Consider the following 20,074-nt stretch of genomic DNA (forward strand, 5'->3'; position numbering starts at 1 on the left):
AACCGATTCCGGAACTCGGTATCGCCCGCGATACCACCTGCCAATCTGTCCTGGTCAGGCCGCGCCTGATACTGCCGGCGATACCGAGTTCCAGATGCGTGTGGCGACCGACAGATCGGTGCGTGTGATGCAGGTGTGACTCGTGAATCACTCGTCGAGCTGGCGCGTCCATCTGGCCGGTGCCTCCCACAACGACGCCGCCAGCGCGGCCACCGAGATGAGCGCCAGGAACTGAACCCACGGTGAGTGCCCGACGTAGCCGTCCACCGATCGCCACGGGTATGCGCTGAGCACCGCGCCCGCGCCGATCAGGCCGCTCGCCGAGGCGATGACGGTCCAGCCGTCCAGCCACCGCACCCGTGACCTCAACAGGTACCGGATGCCGATGGCCATCGCGATGGTCGCCAGACCCGCGAATCCCGCCACCAGGAAACCGAATCCGACGAGGGCCACGCCGACGAGCGCGGGACGCGGCTGCCAGGTCCGCGTTGGCTCATCGTCGACACGGCGCCGCATCGGTAGCAGCGCCAACAGCGCCAGGATCGGGAGCAGCGCCAGCCCGCCGAACAGCCCGATCCGGTACGGGGTGTTCAGCGCGAACGTCAGCGTGACGATGCCCGCGGTGCCGGCCGGCAGGACCCAGCCCTGCTGCCATCCGTTGATCGTCACGGGCGTGAGGAGGGCGCCGTTGGCGGTGTGGGCCGTCCAGCCGGGGTTGACGCTCTCGGGTACGACGAGCACCCGCTGCACCGGGGACGGCGTCACCTGCACCTCGCGGCGGTCGGACGTCCATTTCTTCAGCTGCGCGGGAGTCGTTGGGGCACTGTGGATATGGGCGGCGAGCGGGCCGGTCAGGCGAGCACCGACGACGGTGAAGAACGGGCCGGGGCTGATCATCAGCTCCTGCTTTCCGGCGGGCAGTTGGAGCGGCGCGGATTGGCACGGTTGGGCCGCGATGGGCTTGCTGTCCAGCAGCGCGCCGACCGTGGTGTGTACCGAGGTCTGCAGGAACTGGCCGGCGATCGCGATGATCGGCCCGCGGCCGCACGGCAGCGTGATGGCGCGGCGTCGGTTGGCGTCGGCGTCGGCGGGGGCGATGGGCACGCCGTGGTCGTCGAGGGCGACGACCTCGGCCAGGCCGGGTGGCTTCACCTGGTCGAATCCCAGTGACGTGCGGTCGATCAGGTCGTGCCAGTCGAGGATCGACAGCTTGATGGTGTCGGTCTTCGCGGGGTTGAGCTGGATGGTCTGCGGCCCGTCGCCGATCCGTCGGACCTGCGGTCCGTTGCCCAGATCGACGGCGACGACGGTCGGATGCGCCGGCAGCTCGGAGGCACTGGGGGTCAGCCGCAGGGCGCTGACGGTCGTCGGCGCCGGCAGGTGCACGGTCAGGTTGGCGCCGTTGCGGAACTGGACGATGCCCTGCGGGGCCACCCAGGCGGTGCGCGGGTCGCCGTCGGTCGCGGCGTAGGCCGATCCGGCGACGTCGATGACGTCCGAGTCGCCCGACGCACGGGTGGTGCCGGGCTGGCTCACGAGGTCGGCCAGGTGCGGCCCCTGCCGGGCCTGCACCCAGATGGTGGGGACGACGGACGTCGGTGCCGGCACGGTGAGCAGGCGGCTCATGTTGACGGGCTCTTCGGGCGACTGGGCCATGGTGGCGGCACAGCGGACCCCGTTCGGGCCCTCGGCGCAGCCCGGCCGGCCCAGCTGGTCGTTGCCCAGATCCCATTGCGCGACAGCCGATCCCGCCGGCGGCCCGGGGACGTCGACGGTGTGCCGCAGGCTCACGGCATGGGCGAAGCCGGAGGCGTCGTACTGCGTCACCGAGAAGTCGGTGATGCCGAACTGCACGCCGGGGGAGCCGTCGTCGGTGCCGGTCGCGGTGAACCGGACCCAGGATGTCTCGCCGTAGGGCAGGGCCGCGGTCAGCGGCTTGCCGGGCTGGTCGAAGCGAATTGTGCTGGTGCCGTTGGCTGTTGCCACTTCGATGCGACGCACCTGGGCGCCGACTGCGGTCGCGCTCGGCGTCAGGGTGATGGTCGCGTTGGTCACCGGATGGTCGAAGTCAACCTGAAGCCACTGCCCCACAGCGGTTTGCAGCGAGCTGGACACCCAGCTGGTCGAGGTGTCGCCGTCGATCGCGGCAGCCGGCCCGGCCGCCGTCGCCACGTTGGGCAGCGCGGTCGAATCGGACGACGAGCTCGACGTGGTGATCCGTCCGCCCGGCCACTGGCCGTAGGCGGTCGTGGCGCCCGGACTCGGGTAGTCCATGACCCGGTTGAAGGTGCGGCGCGGATCGTCGGGGGCCCGCACCGCCGACGAGTGGTCGTCGACGCGGCCGTAGTCGGTTTCGCGGGCCAGCGGGGTGTCGGTGACGGTCACCTCGGGCACCGGGAGTCCGGCCCGCTGCGCGTCCTGCGTCAAGATCATGGGGCCCAACGGGTTTCGGCCCATCAGGCGACGGCGCTCATCGATGCGCAGCAGGGATTCGGGCCCGCCGTCGATGCGGGGCATGGTGTCGGTGTCGGCGAGGTACGGCTGCGTTGTCGCGGCGCCCTTGACCCGGTAGATCTCGACGGCGGGGTAGCGCGGCCGCAGACCGCTGTCGGAGACGAAGCCGTCCAGCGTGCCAGGCCCGACCGGGTCTCCGAACTGGGCGACTTTCGTGAGGCCGGGAGAGCCCTCGATGGCCCGGTGCACCAGCAGCGGCCGGGCCGACCGCGAGTTGTCGGGGTCCAGGTCGTTGCGCACCACGACGAACGAAATGCCTTGGCGGGCCAGGGTATCGGCCAACCCGGCGGACGGCCGGCCGGTGGCGAACAGGCGTTGCACCGAGTCCAGGGCGCGGATGGTTTCGGGCGGTGTCAGCGGAATCGAGTCGCGCACCCCCCACGCGCCGCGTTCCAGGACCTGCAGTGGCTCGTCGTGCGTGTTGCCCCAGACCTGGTTGGCAAAAGGCGCGCCCGGCGCGACGAGCACGCGGCCCGGCGTCTCGGCGTTGTGCGCGTCGAGCCAGTCCGCCGTCTGGTGCCAGTACTGCGGGATGGCGCGGTAGGCACCCGGTGCGGCGAGCCGGCCCGTCCACGCCAGCGACGTCCCGGCGACCAGTGCCGTCAGCAGCACCACGGCCACGGCCATGCGCTTGTCCCGCTCGAGGTGCGCGAACGCGTTGATCCACTCACGGCGCGGTGCGGTGCCCGGCAGCGGAATGCGGCCGAGCACGTGGGCCAGGCCCAGTGCCAGCGGCAGCCGTAGCACGGGCTCGAGTTTGTGGACGTTGCGCAGCGGGGTGCCGGCGGCGTCCAGGAAGGTCTGCACGTGGTGCGCGATCGGCGAGCCCAGGCCGCCCGAGTATGCGACCGCGAGAAGCAGCAGCCCGAACAGCAGCATCGAGATGAGGCGTCCCCGGGCCGGCATGCTGCGCATCGCCAGGCCGGCCATGCCGCCGGCCGCCACCAGCGTCGTCGCCAGTACCGCGACCGATCCGGTCACCAACGACGAACCGGCCGTCGCGTTGGTCGCGACGAACGCCGTCCAGCCATAGGTGCCGCGCAGCACCTCGGTCAGTGACAGCCACTGCGTCGTGACGCCCGACGATTCGATGAAGTCCAGGAACGGCGGGCTGATGCGGCCGAGCAGCAGCAGCGCCACGGCCCACCACAGGATCGCGAGCAGCGTGCAGCCGAACCACCACGCCGTGAAGCGCCACCAGCGTCGGTTGGGCCGGTGCGCGGCCCACCAGATGAGCGCGGCCAGACAGCCCGTCAGGGTGGCGACGGCGTTCACCGCGCCCATCAGCGCCACGGCGACGGCCGAGCGGGCCGCCAGCTGCCGAATCCGGGGGTCGCCGCGCAGCGCCAGGATCACCGGCAGCAGCACCCACGGCGCCAGCATCATGGGCAGCGTCTCGGACGAGATGGCGCCCAGCGTCGTCAGCGCCCGCGGGGACAGGGCGAACGCGACGGCGGCCAGCACGCGGGAGGACCGGCTGCCGATGCCCAGGGCCTCGGCGACCCGGATGACTCCCCAGAAGCCGACGACCAGCAGCAATGCCCACCACAGCCGCTGCGTCACCCAGCCGGGCAGGCCGATGATGTCACCGGCGAGGAAGAACGTCCCGTGCGGGAACAGGTAGCCGTAGGCCTGGTTCTGTGACTGGCCGAAGGGGAGGTCGCTGCTCCACAGGTTTGCTGCCCGCGCCAGGAAGCGCGCGGGGTTGGCGGTGAGATCGAGTTTGGTGTCGGGCGAGACCCGGCCCGGTGACTGGGCGAACGTCAGGACCAGTGCGGCCGCGCTGACGACCCATAGGCAGCGCCGCGAGAGGGGCGCTACGGGATCAGCTGCGGTTGCCGTATTCGACCCGGTTGAGCACCGATGACGCTGGATCGCCCGATTGCAGCGTCGGCTTGGTGTCCTGCTCCAGCATCAGCGTGGTGCCGAAGACCGCTGCAGCGCCGAGCAACAGACCGACCACGATGCTGGCTCCGGCGGGCACGAGGAAGCGGTCCATGGGCCCCAAACTAGCATGGCGACCTGCCCGCTTCTGTGTTCGCCGGCCTGCGCGCAGGTCATCGCGGGACCAACGTGCCCCGGCTGCGCGACTCGTCACACGGCTAGGCTCGGACCCCATGTCCTTGACCCGAACCCTCGGCGCGCTGGCACTGGTGTCCGGATTGATCGCCGGTTGCTCGTCGTCCTCCGACAAGCCTGCCGCGTCCAGCACGTCCAGCCAGGCCAAGCCCACCGCGTCGTCGAGCAAGCCGATGGACGCGCCCGCACCGACCGCCCCGCCATGCGACCCGCACGCGCTGCTGAGCACGCTCACCCTGCGGCAGAAGCTGGCCCAGCTGCTCATGGTGGGCGTCAAGGACGCCGCCGATGCCCGTGCCGCCGTGACGGAACAGCAGGTCGGCGGCATCTTCATCGGTAGCTGGACGGACCTGTCCATGCTGTCGGACGGCAGCATCCCGGCACTGCAGGCCGCGTCCGGTGCGCTGCCGCTGGCGGTCAGCATCGATGAAGAGGGCGGCCGGGTGTCCCGGCTGAAGAAGCTGATCGGTCCGCAGGAGTCGGCGCGCGTGCTGGCGGCGACCAAGACCCCGGCCGAGGTCCAGGCCATCGCCAAGGACCGCGGACAGCAGATGAAGGACAAGTTCGGCATCACCGTCGACTTCGCGCCCGACGCCGACGTCACCGAAGAGCCCGACGACGAGGTCATCGGCGACCGCTCCTTCGGCTCGGACCCGCAGAAGGTGACCGAGTACGCCGGTGCGTACGCCGCGGGCCTGCGCGAGGCGGGGCTCGTCCCGGTGCTCAAGCACTTCCCGGGACACGGGCACGGCTCGGGCGACTCGCACACCGGTGGCGTCAAGACGCCGCCGCTGGAGGCGCTGAAGGACAACGACCTGGTGCCGTACCGGACGCTGACGACGCAGGAGCCCGTCGCCGTCATGGTCGGCCACCTGCAGGTGCCGGGCCTGACGCTCGGTGACGACCCGGCCAGCCTCAGCAAGCCGGCCTACGACCTGCTGCGCAGCGGCCAGTACGGCGGCCCGCCGTTCGACGGTGTCGTGTTCACCGACGACCTGACCGGCATGGCCGCCATCACCCAGCACTTCGGCGTGGCCGACGCGGCGCTCAAGGCACTGCAGGCCGGCGCGGACGTCGCGCTGTGGATCACCACCGACGGGATCCCGGACGTGCTGGACAAGCTGGAGGCGGCCGCGAAGTCCGGGCAACTGGACCAGGCGCAGATCGACAAGTCGGTGCTGCGCGTCGCGGGCATGAAGGGGCCGGGCGCGAAATGCGTGAAGTGAGCCGCTCCTTGCCCGGCCCGATTTGCCGCACTCTCCCCCGCAAGCGGGAGGTGCCCCCACAACGGCGCTCGTTCCTCACCGCTTGATCGTCGTCCGGCTACCCTGTTCCGATGGCAGGTGGAACCAAGCGGCTGCCGCGGGCCGTCCGCGAACAGCAGATGCTCGACGCCGCCGTGCAGATGTTCTCGGTGAACGGCTATCACGAGACCTCGATGGACGCGATCGCCGCGCAGGCCGAGATCTCCAAGCCGATGCTGTACCTCTACTACGGCTCGAAGGAAGAGCTGTTCGCGGCGTGCCTGGATCGGGAGCTGACGCGGTTCGTCGACACCGTTCGGGCGGACATCAACTTCGCCCAGAGCCCGCGCGACCTGCTGCGTAACGCGGTGCTGTCGTTCATGACGTACATCGACCGCAACCGGGCGTCGTGGATCGTGCTCTACACGCAGGCCACCAGTTCGCAGGCGTTCGCCCACACCGTGCGCGAGGGGCGCGAGAAGATCATCGACCTGGTGGCCCGGCTGCTCAGCGCGGGTACCCGAAACCCGGAGCCGGACAGCGACTTCGAGATGATGGCCGTGGCGCTGGTGGGTGCCGGTGAGGCCATCGCGTCCCGCGTCAGCGCCGGCGACACCGACGTCAACGACGCCACCGAGCTGATGATCAACCTCTTCTGGCGCGGCCTGAAGGGCAAGCGCGCCGAGTCGTAGGTTTCTCGCGCTCCCGCGACGCCGCGACTGTGCACACAGATCGCCCTCCCAGTGATTCTGGCGATCTCGTCGCACATTCGCGGACCGTCAGCCCGTCCGGGGCTCTCTCCCTTGGCACCTTTCGCCCGGAGCCGTGGAAAGTTGACCACTCCAAATCGCATGTGCCACAGGAGAGGACGACACGCCACCGGCAGCGACACGCCGGCGCGGCCCAGCCGCGGCGCTGGTATGGTCCGATTCGAGCCAGTCGAACCCAACGCGGTTGGGTCAGGGAATCCGGTGCGAAACCGGAACTGACGCGCAGCGGTAAGGGGGACAGGCGGAGCAACGGCCACTGGTCCCATGTGGGCTGGGAAGGCGCTCCGGCCTGGATGATCCCGAGTCCGAAGACCTGCTGGTTCGGGCTCTCGCGGCCTGGCGGCGCGAGGGCCCGCCACGCATGGACTCCGCGAACCGAGTCCCGGATCGGAAGGCGCCGCCGTGTCTCGACGCACCATTGTGCTTGTCGCACTGGTTGTTTCGCTTGTCTGCTCATGTGGCGGACCGCGGGCGACCGGAACTGTCAATGCCGGAACCGCCGGCTATCCCGTCACGCTGGAGAACTGCGGCCGCACGGTGACCGTGAAAGCGCCACCGCAGCGCGCGGTTTCGATCAATCAGCCGGCCTCCGAGCTGCTCCTGGCGCTCGGACTCGCCGACCGGATGGTCGGCACCGCGTCCTGGAGCGACGACGTCCGGCCCGACCTCGCCGCCGACAACGCCAAAGTGCCTGTGCTGAGCCGAGATTTCCCGTCGTTCGAGCGGGTGCTGAAAGAGAAACCCGACTTCGTGTACGCGACGTTCGACTGGTCGTTCACCGATCAGGGTGTCGCCCCGCGGGATCGGTTCGAGCGCCTCGGAGTGCCGACGTATCAGTCGTCCAGCGAGTGCGGCGGCCAGGACGCGGCGCAACAACGCCCGCTGACGCTCGACGACATGTACGCCGAAATCGGTGATATCGCCAAGGTTTTCGGTATCGCGGAGCGTGGTGACAAGCTGGTGTCGACACTGCAGGCGCGCATGGCGACCGCGACCGCCGGACTCAAGGCCGACGACGTCTCCCTGATGTGGTGGTACGCCGGTACCAGAACGCCGTACATCGCCGGCTGCTGCGGAGCGCCGGGCATCATCACTACGGCAGTGGGGGCGCGCAACGCGTTCGCCGACAACCGGCAGCTGTGGCCCGAGATTTCGTGGGAGGCCATCCTCCAGCGCGATCCCGACGTGCTGGTCCTCGCCGATCTCACCCGCGGCAAGGACGGTGACAGCGTCGCCGACAAGATCAAGTTCCTCGAAACCGACCCGGCGGCAAGCAAGTTGAAGGCCGTGCGGGAGAAGAGGTGGATCATCTTGCCGGCCAGCGCCATGGACCCGTCGCTGCGCAACGTCGACGCCGTCGAGACCGTCGCGTCCGGACTGCGCTCGTTCGGGCTGGGCGGGAAGTCCTGACGGCGGTGCGCACGGTCGCGATGACGCTGGTCGGTCTGGTGGTCCTGGCGCTGTCGATCGCGGCGGCCATGATCATCGGACCGGCCGACCTCGGCTTCGGTGACGTGTATGCCGTCGTCGCACAACATCTTTGGGGCCGCACGGCGAATGTCGCGCCGATCGACGACGGCATCGTCTGGGAACTACGGCTGCCGCGCGCGTTGTTGGCCGCGATCTGTGGCGCGGGCCTGGGCATCTGCGGGGCGATCCTGCAGTCGCTGATGCGCAACCCGCTGGCCGACCCGTTCATGCTGGGCATCTCGTCCGGCGCGTCGACGGGAGCGGTGCTGGTCGTCGTTGCGGGCATCGGTGGTGCGCTGACGCTGTCGGGCGGTGCGTTCGTCGGTGCCGTGATCGCGTTCGTTCTGGTACTGGCCCTCGCGGCGGTGTCCGGCGGTGGACAGGACCGGGTACTGCTCGCCGGAGTCGCTGGTACCCAGCTCTTTTCGGCGGCAACGGCGTTGGTGGTGTTCTCGTCGGCCGACGCGCAACAGACCCGCGGGGTGCTGTTCTGGTTGCTCGGCTCGCTGGCCGGGGCCGCCTGGTCTCAGGTGGCGCTGTGCGGTCTTGTGTGCGCGGCCTGCCTGGCCATCTGCTGGTTGCACTCAGATGCCTTGGACGCATTCGCTTTCGGTCGCGATGCGGCCGCCGCGTTGGGTGTCTCGGTGCGGCGCGTCCGCGCCGTCTTGTTGGCGACGACGGCGCTCCTGACGGCCGTGCTGGTGAGTGCCGCGGGCGCAATCGGTTTCGTCGGATTGGTGTTGCCGCACGCCGCGCGAATGATCGTCGGGCCGTCGCACCGACGGCTGCTGCCGGTCACCGCGATCACCGGAGCCATCTTCCTGGTCTGGGTCGACGCCGCGGCCCGCACGGTGTTCGCGCCGCAGGAGTTGCCGGTCGGCGTGGTGACCGCGCTCGTCGGCGTACCGATCTTCATGTGGATTCTCGCTCGACGCAGGCGGATTCGATGACGGGCGCGTTCGCCGCCGAATCCGTCTGCTGGTCGGCCGGCGGGCGACTCGTCATCGACGGGGTGTCGCTCGCCGTGGCGGACGGCGAGACGCTGGGGCTGCTCGGGCCCAACGGCGCCGGCAAGTCGTCGCTGCTGCGGCTGCTCGCCGGATTGCGGCATCCCGAGGCCGGCGCCGTGCTGCTCGACGGACGACCGCTCGCCGATCTTCGTCGTCGTGCGGTGGCGCAACGCGTCGCGGTGGTCGAGCAGCAGGTCAGCACGGAGCTGGACCTCACTGTCGAGCAGATCGTGCGCCTGGGCCGAATTCCGCACCGCGGCATCTGGTCTGGCGACAGCGCGGCCGACCACCGTGCCGTCGAGCGTGCCCTGGAACAGACCGAGACGACGGCCATGCGCGACCGGGATTGGCGCACGTTGTCCGGCGGCGAGCAGCAGCGGGTACAGATCGCCCGCGCCCTCGCGCAGGAGCCTCGCGAACTGCTGCTCGATGAACCCACCAACCACCTCGACATCCGGCACCAGTTCGAGCTGCTGGCACTCATCCGTGCACTGCCCGTGACAGCGGTGGTGACGTTGCACGACCTGACTCTGGCGGCGTTGTTCTGCGACCGGCTCGTCGTGCTCGACAAGGGGCGGGTTGTCGCGGCCGGGACGCCCGCCGAAGTCCTCACTGCCGAACTGATTTCGGCGGTCTACGGCGTCGCGGCGCGGGTCACGGTCGACGGCACCGGCCGCCCGTCGATCCAGCTCCTCCCGCCGTCTGTCCACCAGGGCCCGAAATTGCCGACGGGTGGCACCACGTCGGTCACCTAATCTGGAAGATATGCACAAACGGGCGGGCCGCATCCTGTTGGTCGTGGCTGCCCTGGTGTTGACCGGTGTCGTCGCCCTGGCCGGGTATCGCGGCTACCGCGAGCACGCCGCCCGGCCGGACTTCCCAGTCGTGGACACCTCGAAGCTGAGCCCCGGTCGCGCGGCCGTCGTGCATGTCCTGGCTCAGGAGTACGCGGCGCAAGCAGACATGGCCAAGTACTCCGAAGGCAACGACGAGCCGTGGTGCGCGGACTTCACCAGCTGGGTTATGCGGGAATCCGGAAAACCCTTCACCAATCCCAACTCTGGGCACTGGCGCATCCCGGGTGTCATGACACTCACCGACTATCTGCATGCCGAGGGGCGCTGGGAGCCGACGGACTACTCGCCACTGCCCGGCGACATGGTGCTCTACGACAAGCCGAGCCCGAAGGGCCAGCACGTCAACATCGTGCTCGTCAATGACAACGGCACGCTCACCACGGTCGGTGGCGGTGAGGGCACCAATGTGGGCTTGTCGACGTTCAAGATCGCCGACGACCCCGGCATCCGCGGGTTCGGCCGGTACGAATGAGGGAGGCTGGCGCGCGCTCGGCCGCTGCCTACCAACATCTCTCGCCCGGAGCCGTCAACTTTCCCTGACAGTCAAGGAAAGCTGACGGCGCCAAATCGCAAGTGCCACAGGAGAGCCGACACGCCCGGGCGAGAGACGCGCGGCGGGCTACAGCTCGGTGACCGTCGCCGTCAGGTGCGGGTAACCCTTCGACAGGTTGCGCAGGGCCAGCTCCCAGCCGCCCTCGATGGGTTCGACGTACAGCCCCACCTTGGCGGGCAGCAGCACCGGCTTGCCGAACTTGACCGAATACTTAACCGCATCCGGCAACTGGCCCTCGATGTTGGCCAGAACCGCTGCGGCGCTGAACATTCCGTGCGCGATGGCCGTCGGGAAGCCGAACAGCTTGGCGCCGATCGAGCTGGTGTGGATCGGGTTGTGGTCGCCACCGACGTCGGCGTAGTGCCGAATCTGACCCGGTGTGATGCTGATGACCGCGTTGGGTGGCGGCAGCTTCGGCTGCTTCACCGGCTCCGGCTTCGGCTCACCCGACAGGCTGGTCCGCTGCTGGTGCAGGAACGTGGTGACCTGATTCCACACCAGGTCGTTGCCGACCTTGACGTCCGTGATGATGTCGACCAGCAGGCCCTTGCGGTGCTCGCGCAGGTTCTCCGCGCGCACCGCGATGTCCAGTTCGTCGGTCACCTTGATGGGCCGGTATTGCGTGATGTGGTTCTCGATGTGCACCGAACCCATTGCGGCGAACGGGAAATCGAATCCGGTGACCAACGACATCATGGTCGGGAACGTCAGCGCGAACGGGTAGGTCAGCGGCACGGTGTCGCCGAACCGCAGCCCGGTCACCGCGGCGTATTCGGCGACGTTCTTCGGGTCGATGTTCAGGCCCGACACCGTGACGGTGCGGGCCGGCAAGGTGGAACCCCGCGACACGAACGGCAGCGCACCCGCCACCGCCCGTGCCATGTTCACAAGACCGTTGGGCTGCGACATGTCAGGCTCCCAACAGTGCCTGGCCGCAGACCCGAATCGTGTTGCCGGTGACGGCATTCGACGCGGGGCTGGCGAAGTAGGCGATCAGCTCGGCGACGTCGACCGGCAGGCCGCCCTGGAACAGCGAGTTGAGGCGACGCCCCACCTCGCGGGTTGCCAGCGGAATGGCGTCGGTCATCTTGGTCTCGATGAAGCCCGGCGCGACGGCGTTGATGGTGACGCCCTTCTCGCCGAACACCTCTGCGTACGCGTCGGTCATGCCGATCATGCCGGCCTTGGTGGCGGCGTAGTTGGTCTGGCCGCGGTTACCGGCGATGCCGGCCATCGACGACAGGCCCACGATGCGACCACCCTCGCCGATGGTGCCGTTCTCGACCAGGCCCTGCGCAAGACGTTGCGGCGCAAGCAGGTTCACGGCGATCACCGAGTCCCAGCGCGCGTCATCCATGTTGGCGAGCAGCTTGTCGCGGGTGATGCCGGCGTTGTTGACGAGCACGTCGGCCTTGCCGCCGTGGTGCTCGGTCAGGTGGGCGACGATCTGGGCGACGGCGTCGTCGGCCGTCACGTCGAGGGCCAACGCGGTGCCACCGACAGCAGCGGCGGTCTCGGTGAGTGCGTCGGCGGCCTGCGGGACATCGATGGCGACGACGGACGCGCCGTCCCGCGCGAACACGCGGGCGATCTCGGCGCCGATGCCGCGGGCGGCGCCGGTCACGAGCGCGACCTTGCCGGCCAGCGGCTTGTCCCAGTCGGCCGGGGCCACGGAGTCGGCGGCACCGACATAGAACACCTGGCCGTCGACGTACGCCGACTTGCCCGACAGCAGGAAGCGGATGGTCGACTCGATGCCCGACGCGGCGGGCGACGCCGCAGACGACAGGTAGACGAGCCCGATGGTGGCGCCGCGCTGCAGTTCCTTGCCGAGCGAGCGCGTGAAGCCTTCGAGGGCACGCTGGGCTATGCGCTCGTCGATGCTGTCGGTCTCGTCGGGCGTGGTGCCGACGACGACGACGCGGCTGTTGGGGGCGAGGTTGCGCAGCACGGGCGTGAAGAACTGGTGGAGCTGCTTGAGCTGCTCGGGCTTGGTGATGCCGGTGGCGTCGAACAGCAGGCCGCCGAACGAGTCGGCCCAGCGGCCGCCGACGTTGTTGCCCACGAGGTCGTAGTCATCGGCGAGGGCCGCACGCAGCGGCTCGGCGACGCGGCCTTCGCCGCCGATCAGGAGGGGGCCGGCCAGCGCGGGCTCGCCGGCCTTGTAGCGGCGCAGCGGCTGGGGCTGGGGTACGCCGAGCTGCTTGGCCAGGAACGAACCGGGACCGGAGGTGAGGACTTGGGAGAGGACGTCAGCCATTGCGGACCTTTCTGCGGACGTGTGTCGTATAGACGGAACCGTCTTGTCAGAGACGAACTTACTCCAGAGTAAGAACGGTGGGTAATATAGGCGTCAAGCAACATCTTGCCTCAGTCCTCGAACGTCAACGAACTGGAGAAAAACCGTGGCCGAGACCAACAGCCGCCGCCGCGTGGCAGTCCTGGGTGGTAACCGCATTCCCTTCGCGCGATCCGACGGCGCGTACGCAAACGCCTCCAACCAGGACATGTTCACCGCGGCTCTGGACGGTCTGATCGACCGCTTCAACCTCAAGGGCGAGAAGCTCGACATGGTGATCGGCGGTGCCGTCCTCAAGCACAGCCGTGATTTCAATCTCATGCGCGAATGTGTGCTCGGCACCTCGCTGTCGCCCTACACGCCGGCCTTCGACCTGCAGCAGGCGTGTGGCACGGGCCTGCAGTCGGCCATCGCGGCAGCTGACGGCATCGCTGCCGGCCGCTACCAGGTGGCTGCTGCCGGTGGTGTGGACACCGCATCGGACGCGCCCATCGCCCTCGGCAACGACCTGCGCCGCGTGCTGCTGAGCCTGCGCCGCGCCAAGTCGAACGTCGACCGCCTGAAGCTCGTCGGCAAGCTGCCGGCCGCCGTCGGCGTCGAGATTCCGGTCAACAGCGAGGCCCGCACCGGGCTGTCGATGGGCGAGCACGCCGCCCAGACCGCCAAGGAGATGGGCGTCAAGCGCACCGACCAGGACGCCCTGGCCGCCGCCAGCCACCAGAACATGGCCGCCGCCTACGACCGCGGCTTCTTCGATGACCTGGTCAGCCCCTTCCTGGGCCTGTACCGCGACAACAACCTGCGGGCCGACTCGTCGACCGAGAAGCTGGCCAAGCTCAAGCCCGTCTTCGGTGTGAAGCTGGGCGACGCCACCATGACCGCCGGCAACTCGACCCCGCTGACCGATGGTGCGTCGGTGGCGCTGCTGTCGACCGACGAGTGGGCGGCCGAGCACAACATCCCGGTGCTGGCCTACTTCGTCGACTCCGAGACCGCCGCGGTCGACTACGTCAACGGCACCGACGGCCTGCTCATGGCGCCGACCTACGCCGTGCCGCGCCTGCTGGCCCGCAACGGCCTGACGCTGCAGGACTTCGACTTCTACGAGATCCACGAGGCCTTCGCCTCCGTGGTGCTGGCGACGCTGGCGGCCTGGGAGTCGCCCGAGTACTGCAAGGGCCGCCTCGGCCTGGACGCACCCTTGGGCTCGATCGACCGGTCGAAGCTCAACGTCAACGGCTCGTCGCTGGCGGCCGGGCACCCGTTCGCCGCGACCGGCGGCCGCATCGTGGCCCAGCTGGCCAAGCAGCTCGCCGAGAAGAAGAAGGAGACCGGCAAGCCGGTGCGCGGCCTGATCTCCATCTGCGCCGCGGGTGGCCAGGGCGTCACGGCCATCCTGGAGGCCTGAGTCTCGAACGTGCGGGAAATGGCCGCTGGACCAGCGGTTTTGCGGCCATTTCCATAAATTTCGCCGGGGCTGTAACGCCTCGTGAAGCCCCAGCGATACCCCTAGTGCCTCGTGTTTCCGTCTGACCCCCGACCTGACGGAGGCACGGGGCACTCTCGTTTCCCGTGGGGATTTGTGCACGATTTTCCGCGCCGCCCGCGGAATTTCGTGCACAAATCCCTCAGCAGGCTTGCGTTCGAGCGCGCTCAAACTCCTAGCGTCAGCGCCATGACAACATCGACGCCGGCACAGACCTGGCTCATCACCGGAGCCTCGAAGGGACTCGGACGCGCACTGGCCGAGGCGGCCCTTGCCGCGGGCGATCAGGTCGTCGCCGCAGTCCGCAATCCCGACAGCGTGGCCGACCTCAGCACCGGCTACGGCGACCGCTTCACCACCGTCGCATTCGACGCCCGCGACGCGAGCGCGGCCGCCCGGCCCATCGAGGCGGCCGTCGACCGTTACGGTCGCCTCGACGTCCTGGTGAACAACGCGGGGCGGGCCATCGTCGGCGCCGCCGAGGAAGTCACCGACGCGCAGCTGCGCGACCTGATGGACCTGCATCTGTTCGGTCCCGCCGCCCTGGTGCGCGCGGCGTTGCCGATCATGCGGGCACAGGGCAGCGGGACGATCGTGCAGATGAGCAGCCAAGGCGGCCGGATGTCGTTCCCCGGCGTCTCGACGTACTCGGCATCGAAGTTCGCACTGGAGGGCTGGTCCGAGGCCCTGGCCGGCGAGGTCGCGCCGTTCGGCATCCGGGTGATGCTGGTCGAGCCGAGCCGGTTCCGCACCGCCTTCAACGCGGCCGAGGTGCTCGATTTCACCGACAGCTCGTCGACCTACCGCGACGTCCTGGCCGCGGTCCGCGCCGACATGGCCGGCGCGGACGGGAAGCAGGAAGGCGACCCCGCCGCGGCCGCGCAGATCATCGTCTCCCTGATCCGCTCGGACGAGGTGCCGCTGCGGCTGCCGCTCGGTGCCGAGGCCGTCGAGCGGCTCACCAACACCTACCAACGCGGCCTGGACGAGGTCGCCCGGTGGACGGAGCTGGCCCGCAGCGCCGACTTCGCGGACAGCGCCGTCTCATCGCGGCCGATCTAGGATCGAGTATGTCCTCCACCGACGATCTGATGAGCAGGGCACTTGCCGCACTCGGCGAGGTGGACGGCCCGATGTCGATCGAGGTCATTCACCGGCTCGCCGACACCGACGGGCTCGACGAGCCGATGACCATTGCCGAAGTTGCCGACCTGCTCGACGTCTCCGCACACACCCTGCGCTATTACGAACGTGCCGGGCTGGTCGAGGTCGACCGCGACAGCAGCGGCCACCGCAGGTACCAACCCGAGGCGGTACGCCGACTCGTCTTCCTGACCCGGATGCGGTTGTCGGGCATGGCCATTCGCGATCTGCAGCACTACATCGCACTCGTGGACAGCGGCGAGCAGACGGTTCCCGAACGCCTCGACATGCTGATCGAGCATCGCGACACCATCCGCCGCCAGATCCGCGAACTGACGCTCTCCCTGGCCGCCACCGAGTACAAGATCGCGACCTACGGTGGCACCACCGGCGACACCTCCTGACCGCGGACGGGAGGTCTAGAGCAGCGCGGCCAGGACCGCGACGTGGCTGATCGCGACGTCCTTGGCCGAGGTGGTCAGGGTCACCGGACCCATCGATCGCAGCTTGGCCAGCTCCGCCGAGTCCGCCAGCTCCGCCCGGTAGTCCGCGGCGAACTTGTCGAACTCGCCGGGATGCGCGTGGTACCACTTGCGCAGTTCGTTCGACGGCGCGACGTGCGGCATCCACGTGCCGACCCGCGGGTCTTCCTTGGGAATCCCCCGTGGCCACAGTCGGTCGACGGTCACGCGGGGCGGCTGGGCGGGATCAACCGGGTCGTACACCCGTGCGGTGTCGGTCATTTCGGGTCCTTGTGGATGGCTGCCGGAGCAGGCGGCGGCGTGAACAGGCTGCCGCCGACACTGCCACGCAGCGTGCGCACCGCAACCAGTGCCCAGGTGCACAGCAGGAAGACATAGGCCACGACGGCGGCGACGCGGAACGCGGGCAGTCCGGTGTGCGCGGCGAGCTGCGACGTGCCGGTGACGAACGTGCCGACGGGGAACGTCAGGCTCCACCACGTCAGCGCAAAGGGCATGCCGCGGCGCATGGTCCGCACCGTCAGGGCGCTCGCCAAGCTGATCCACAGCACCGCGAAGCCCCACACGGGGACGCCGAACAGCACCGCGAAGATGTTCATGCCCGACGCCAGCTCCGGGCTGATGGCCGAGGCCGCCGCCGTCCCCAGCAGCCCCGCGGCGGTGATGCCCTGTCCCAGCGGACCCAGCACGATCCACAGCGTCGGGACGCGCGCCGACCCCGAGGTGCCGTAGTGCGCCAGCCGGCTCCAGATCATCGTGATGATGATCAGGGCGGCGATCAGCGACAGCCCGAACATCGCGAAGCAGCCGTAGAACATCGTGGTGCGGGCCGTGCCCGGTGGCAGGTGCGGCAGCAGCAGCGCGCCCGACGCCGCCGACACCATCGGCGGCACGACGGGCATCAGCCAGCCACCGAACGCGGCGTCCGGACCGACCTCCAGCTGTGTGAACATGAGGAACGGGATCGTCATCGCGGTGAACAGACCGCCGATGGTGCCCGCGGTCCAGAGGATCCAGTCGAGGTCGACGGCGAAGCGCGTGCCGATCAGGTCCTTGCCGATCAGCAGGGCGCCGAGGCCGACGGTCATCAGCGCCATCGGTGCGGCACCGTAGAAGTGCGTCATCTGCGGGTTACGCACCTGGCTGCGCGCCACCGTGGGGTGGCGCACCCACTGCACCGACACCGCGACGATCAGCAGCACCAGCAGGGCGGTGGCGATCACCCACACTCCTTCGGCAAAGCCCCGAAGCCCCGGCAGATGGACGGGCAGCGACGCGGCCGCGGTGGCCACGATGCCCGTGCCCATGACCGACGCGAACCAGTTGGGTCCGAAATATTGCAGCCGGGCAGTCTCTGGTCCGTCGGTCGTCATGGTTCGATACAAACAGGTGACCCAAACCGGCCTCAAGGAGCATCCCGTGCAGATCAGCATTTTCGGTTCGTTGAGTGGTCTCAAATCGCCCGTCGACGACACCGTCGCGTACCTCGCCCAGCTGCGTGACGAGGGATTTCGCCGGGCCTGGTTCGCCCAGATGCCTTATGAGCCAGACCTTCTCACCGTGCTGACGGTCGGCCTGCGGGAGGTCGACGGCATCGAGGTCGGCACCGGCGTGCTGCCCATCCAGAATCAGCTTCCGATGCTGCTGGCGCAGCGGGCGCTGACCATCAGCCAGATGGCGGGTGGCCGCCTGCTGCTCGGGCTCGGCATGACGCACCAGGCCGTCACCGAGGGCATGTGGGGCATCCCGTGGGACAAGCCGGTGCGCCGGCTCAACGAATACCTGGACGGTCTGCTGCCGCTGCTGAACGGCGAGAAGGCCGACGCCACCGGTGAGACGGTGACCACGCGCGGCGCACTGATCATCCCCGGCGCGCCGACGCCGCCCGTGTACATCGCCGCGCTCGGACCGAAGCTGCTGCAGATCGCCGGCCGACGTTCGTCGGGCACCGTCACGTGGATGACCGGGCCGAAAACCCTTGCGGGCCATGTCGGTCCGACATTGCGCCAAGCCGCTGCCGACGCCGGCCGCGCCGACGCGGTCCGGGTTGTCGCGGCCATTCCGGTTGCCGTGACCGACGACGTCGACGGCGCCCGTAAGCAGGCCGCCGAGCAGTTCGCGATCTACGGTCACCTGCCGTCGTACCGGGCCATGCTCGACCGCGAGGGCTACGCCGGTCCGGAGGACATCGCGATCATCGGCGACGAGCAGACGGTGCGCGACCGGCTGGCCGAACTCGAAGCCGCCGGGGTCGACGAGTACGTCGGCGTGACGTTCGACCCGTCGGCCGAAGGCCGCGCCCGCACCCGCGCAGTGCTCAAAAAACTGGAATCCTGAGCAGGTTTGGCAAGGCTTCATTGGCTGGCGGATCGCCGCGCGCCCGCATAGCGTTGCAGGAATGGCGATCTCGTCCCATGATGCCGAGCCCCACGCGGGTTCGGTTGCGTCGAAGCTGAACTGGTTGCGCGCCGGCGTGCTCGGTGCCAATGACGGCATCGTGTCGACTGCCGGCATCGTCGTCGGTGTCGCGGCCGCGACGGCCGAGCGCGGACCGATCTTCACCGCCGGTATGGCCGGTTTGGTGGCCGGCGCGATATCGATGGCGTTGGGCGAGTACGTGTCGGTGAGCTCGCAGCGCGACACCGAACGGGCACTGCTGGCCAAAGAACGTCGTGAACTCAAGGAGGACCCGGCCGCCGAACTCGAGGAACTGGCCGGCCTGCTCGAAGGGCGTGGTCTGTCGGTGTCGACGGCCCGCGCCGCGGCCGAGGAACTGACCGACCACAACGCGTTCGCGGCGCACGCGGTCGTCGAGTTGGGCATCACGCCAGGCGAATTGGCCAACCCGTGGGCGGCCGCGTTCTCGTCGGCGGTGTCATTCACCATCGGCGCGTTGCTGCCGTTGGTGGCGATCCTGCTGCCGCCGACGACGCTCCGCGTCCCGGTCACCATGTTCGCGGTGCTGCTGGCGCTGGCGATCACGGGCGTGGTGTCGGCCCGGCTCGGTGGTGCGCCGGTCGGCAAGGCTGTGGCCCGCAACGTCATCGGTGGTGCCCTGGCGCTGAGCGCCACCTATCTGGTCGGCCATCTCGTCGGCGGCGTGGTGGCCTGAGACCGGCTGGCCCACGCCGCCTGAGCCGGCTGCCCCGCGCCGCCTGAGCCGGCTGCCCCGCCTGAGCCGGCTGCCCCGCGCCGCCTGAGCCGGCTGCCCCGCCCGCCGGTCGGTCTGCCCGCCGCCTGAGTTCGGCCGGCCCGCACCGCCTGCGGCCGGCCGCCCCTTGTTTGCGTCGTCGGCGCGTCGGCCCGCGGCGTGTCAGCTCTCTTGCGGCACATGCGATTTGGGGCGGTCAACTTTCCTTGACGGTCAAGGAAAGCTGACCGGCCCAGATCGAACATGCCCTGGAGGACAGGTGCTCGTCCACAGAAGTTGTCGGTGCCCGGGCGCATACTTCCCAATATCTCTGGGGAGGGACAAGCATGGGTGGACCGAGTGATGACCCGTACATGCGTGAGCTGGGTCGTCGTGCGCTGGTGAATCTCCTGGGCGAGGAGGGTGCCTACCGTGCCCTCAATGGCCTGGATGACGACCTGCCCGACGATGACGTGTTCGAGGAGCGCGAACCCGAACCCGATCCGGTGTTGGCGGATTTCTACAGTGGAAACAGCTTGCGCGCGTTAGCCGAAGCTCGCGACGGGTTGGAGGCCGCGAAGGAGCGCTACGACCAGGCCGTCTTTCAAGCTCGAGCTGCTGGGTGGACGTGGCCCGAGATAGCGCGGGTTCTCGGCGTTTCCAAGCAGGCGCTGCACAGCCGGTTCCGTGCCCGGGTCGGATGAGCCGGGGCCGGGCCCGGTCTAACTGCCTCTCTACACAACTCTCACCGGGACTGGTCAACTTGCCTTGGCCGTCAAGGAAAGTGGCTCTGTTGACGTATGTGTGGGTCATTGTCGGCCGGGGAGCGCTGGTCGGTGTCCTCCGAGGGTGAGCATGGCCAGGGCGATCAGGGGCTCGGGTGTGGCGAAGCCGTAGGCGACGCGGGTGATGAGCCGGATCTTGGTGTTGACCGATTCGATGAGTCCGTTGGACAGACCATGTTCGATGGCGGCCAGTATCTGGGTGCGGTGACGGGTAACGCGTTGTTGCAGTAGGACGAACGATTCGATGCGACA

19 protein-coding genes and 1 riboswitch are annotated in these 20,074 nt (G+C 69.0%); of the genes, 12 read left to right on the top strand and 7 right to left on the bottom strand.

Annotation, left to right across the window (positions count from 1 at the left end; genetic code table 11):
- Nucleotides 1-147 precede the first annotated feature (147 nt).
- On the bottom strand, nucleotides 148-4,287 hold the full coding sequence (locus tag BR47_RS31145; RefSeq protein WP_051634937.1) for an alpha-(1->3)-arabinofuranosyltransferase: 4,140 nt from the start codon (nucleotides 4,285-4,287) through the stop codon (nucleotides 148-150).
- A gap of 52 nt (nucleotides 4,288-4,339) precedes the next feature.
- A complete protein-coding gene (locus BR47_RS32760) occupies nucleotides 4,340-4,513 on the bottom strand; it encodes a DUF2613 domain-containing protein (protein WP_020103457.1) in 174 nt (57 codons plus the stop codon).
- Nucleotides 4,514-4,631: 118 nt separating this feature from the next.
- Between BR47_RS32760 and BR47_RS0121945 the strand changes: the two genes are divergently transcribed.
- The 6 genes from BR47_RS0121945 (at nucleotide 4,632) to BR47_RS0121970 (ending at nucleotide 10,416) form a co-directional block, all read left to right on the top strand.
- A complete protein-coding gene (locus BR47_RS0121945) occupies nucleotides 4,632-5,819 on the top strand; it encodes a glycoside hydrolase family 3 N-terminal domain-containing protein (RefSeq protein WP_029120782.1) in 1,188 nt (395 codons plus the stop codon).
- A gap of 110 nt (nucleotides 5,820-5,929) precedes the next feature.
- Entirely contained in the window at nucleotides 5,930-6,529 is a 600-nt protein-coding gene (locus tag BR47_RS0121950; RefSeq protein WP_020103459.1) for a TetR/AcrR family transcriptional regulator, read from the top strand.
- Between the two features lie 227 nt (nucleotides 6,530-6,756).
- Nucleotides 6,757-6,942: riboswitch (cobalamin riboswitch) on the top strand.
- 67 nt (nucleotides 6,943-7,009) lie between these two features.
- Nucleotides 7,010-8,017 (top strand): ABC transporter substrate-binding protein, encoded by a 1,008-nt coding sequence (locus BR47_RS0121955; RefSeq protein ID WP_029120783.1) that lies wholly within the window; start codon nucleotides 7,010-7,012, stop codon nucleotides 8,015-8,017.
- Between the two features lie 20 nt (nucleotides 8,018-8,037).
- The gene (locus BR47_RS0121960; protein WP_051128588.1) at nucleotides 8,038-9,027 is read left to right on the top strand and encodes a FecCD family ABC transporter permease; all 990 of its coding nucleotides are present in this window, start codon (nucleotides 8,038-8,040) and stop codon (nucleotides 9,025-9,027) included.
- Nucleotides 9,024-9,842 (top strand): ABC transporter ATP-binding protein, encoded by an 819-nt coding sequence (locus BR47_RS31150; protein WP_020103462.1) that lies wholly within the window; start codon nucleotides 9,024-9,026, stop codon nucleotides 9,840-9,842. Before BR47_RS0121960 ends, BR47_RS31150 begins: the two co-directional genes overlap by 4 nt.
- Before the next feature lie 10 nt (nucleotides 9,843-9,852).
- The gene (locus tag BR47_RS0121970; RefSeq protein WP_020103463.1) at nucleotides 9,853-10,416 is read left to right on the top strand and encodes a CHAP domain-containing protein; all 564 of its coding nucleotides are present in this window, start codon (nucleotides 9,853-9,855) and stop codon (nucleotides 10,414-10,416) included.
- A gap of 147 nt (nucleotides 10,417-10,563) precedes the next feature.
- Here BR47_RS0121970 and BR47_RS0121975 read toward each other — a convergent pair whose 3' ends face one another.
- Together BR47_RS0121975 and BR47_RS0121980 are read right to left on the bottom strand one after the other, a co-directional pair.
- Nucleotides 10,564-11,406, bottom strand: coding sequence for a MaoC/PaaZ C-terminal domain-containing protein (locus BR47_RS0121975; RefSeq protein ID WP_020103464.1), 843 nt, complete (start codon nucleotides 11,404-11,406; stop codon nucleotides 10,564-10,566).
- 1 nt (nucleotide 11,407) lies between these two features.
- Nucleotides 11,408-12,757, bottom strand: coding sequence for a 3-oxoacyl-ACP reductase (locus BR47_RS0121980; RefSeq protein ID WP_020103465.1), 1,350 nt, complete (start codon nucleotides 12,755-12,757; stop codon nucleotides 11,408-11,410).
- Between the two features lie 145 nt (nucleotides 12,758-12,902).
- On the opposite strand from BR47_RS0121980, the gene BR47_RS0121985 reads away from it, so the two are divergent.
- The 3 genes from BR47_RS0121985 to BR47_RS0121995 all read left to right on the top strand — a co-directional run bounded on the left by BR47_RS0121985 (nucleotide 12,903) and on the right by BR47_RS0121995 (nucleotide 15,829).
- Nucleotides 12,903-14,204: an acetyl-CoA C-acetyltransferase gene (locus BR47_RS0121985; RefSeq protein WP_020103466.1), complete on the top strand. Its 1,302-nt coding sequence runs from the start codon at nucleotides 12,903-12,905 to the stop codon at nucleotides 14,202-14,204.
- A gap of 267 nt (nucleotides 14,205-14,471) precedes the next feature.
- Complete coding sequence (locus tag BR47_RS0121990; RefSeq protein WP_029120784.1) at nucleotides 14,472-15,344, top strand: SDR family NAD(P)-dependent oxidoreductase; 873 nt, start codon at nucleotides 14,472-14,474, stop codon at nucleotides 15,342-15,344.
- An 8-nt stretch (nucleotides 15,345-15,352) separates the two neighbouring features.
- Nucleotides 15,353-15,829, top strand: coding sequence for a MerR family transcriptional regulator (locus BR47_RS0121995; RefSeq protein ID WP_020103468.1), 477 nt, complete (start codon nucleotides 15,353-15,355; stop codon nucleotides 15,827-15,829).
- A 15-nt stretch (nucleotides 15,830-15,844) separates the two neighbouring features.
- Here BR47_RS0121995 and BR47_RS0122000 read toward each other — a convergent pair whose 3' ends face one another.
- Together BR47_RS0122000 and BR47_RS0122005 are read right to left on the bottom strand one after the other, a co-directional pair.
- On the bottom strand, nucleotides 15,845-16,168 hold the full coding sequence (locus BR47_RS0122000) for a DUF488 domain-containing protein (protein ID WP_020103469.1): 324 nt from the start codon (nucleotides 16,166-16,168) through the stop codon (nucleotides 15,845-15,847).
- Nucleotides 16,165-17,280 (bottom strand): TDT family transporter, encoded by a 1,116-nt coding sequence (locus tag BR47_RS0122005; protein WP_020103470.1) that lies wholly within the window; start codon nucleotides 17,278-17,280, stop codon nucleotides 16,165-16,167. Before BR47_RS0122005 ends, BR47_RS0122000 begins: the two co-directional genes overlap by 4 nt.
- Here BR47_RS0122005 and BR47_RS0122010 point away from each other — a divergent pair.
- The 3 genes from BR47_RS0122010 (at nucleotide 17,279) to BR47_RS0122020 (ending at nucleotide 19,741) form a co-directional block, all read left to right on the top strand.
- The gene (locus BR47_RS0122010) at nucleotides 17,279-18,244 is read left to right on the top strand and encodes a TIGR03564 family F420-dependent LLM class oxidoreductase (protein ID WP_020103471.1); all 966 of its coding nucleotides are present in this window, start codon (nucleotides 17,279-17,281) and stop codon (nucleotides 18,242-18,244) included. The two genes, BR47_RS0122005 and BR47_RS0122010, sit on opposite strands and share 2 nt — an antisense overlap.
- Nucleotides 18,245-18,305: 61 nt before the next feature.
- Nucleotides 18,306-19,019 carry a VIT1/CCC1 transporter family protein gene (locus BR47_RS0122015; protein ID WP_029120785.1) on the top strand — a complete coding sequence of 238 codons (714 nt, stop codon included), beginning with the start codon at nucleotides 18,306-18,308 and terminating at the stop codon, nucleotides 19,017-19,019.
- 365 nt (nucleotides 19,020-19,384) lie between these two features.
- The gene (locus BR47_RS0122020; RefSeq protein WP_231506752.1) at nucleotides 19,385-19,741 is read left to right on the top strand and encodes a hypothetical protein; all 357 of its coding nucleotides are present in this window, start codon (nucleotides 19,385-19,387) and stop codon (nucleotides 19,739-19,741) included.
- 105 nt (nucleotides 19,742-19,846) lie between these two features.
- Here BR47_RS0122020 and BR47_RS0122025 read toward each other — a convergent pair.
- A partial coding sequence (locus BR47_RS0122025; RefSeq protein WP_029120787.1) for a transposase occupies nucleotides 19,847-20,074 on the bottom strand: 228 nt, incomplete at its 5' end.

This window comes from Mycobacterium sp. UNC410CL29Cvi84, assembly GCF_000686745.1.
GTDB classification, from domain to species: domain Bacteria; phylum Actinomycetota; class Actinomycetes; order Mycobacteriales; family Mycobacteriaceae; genus Mycobacterium; species Mycobacterium mucogenicum_B.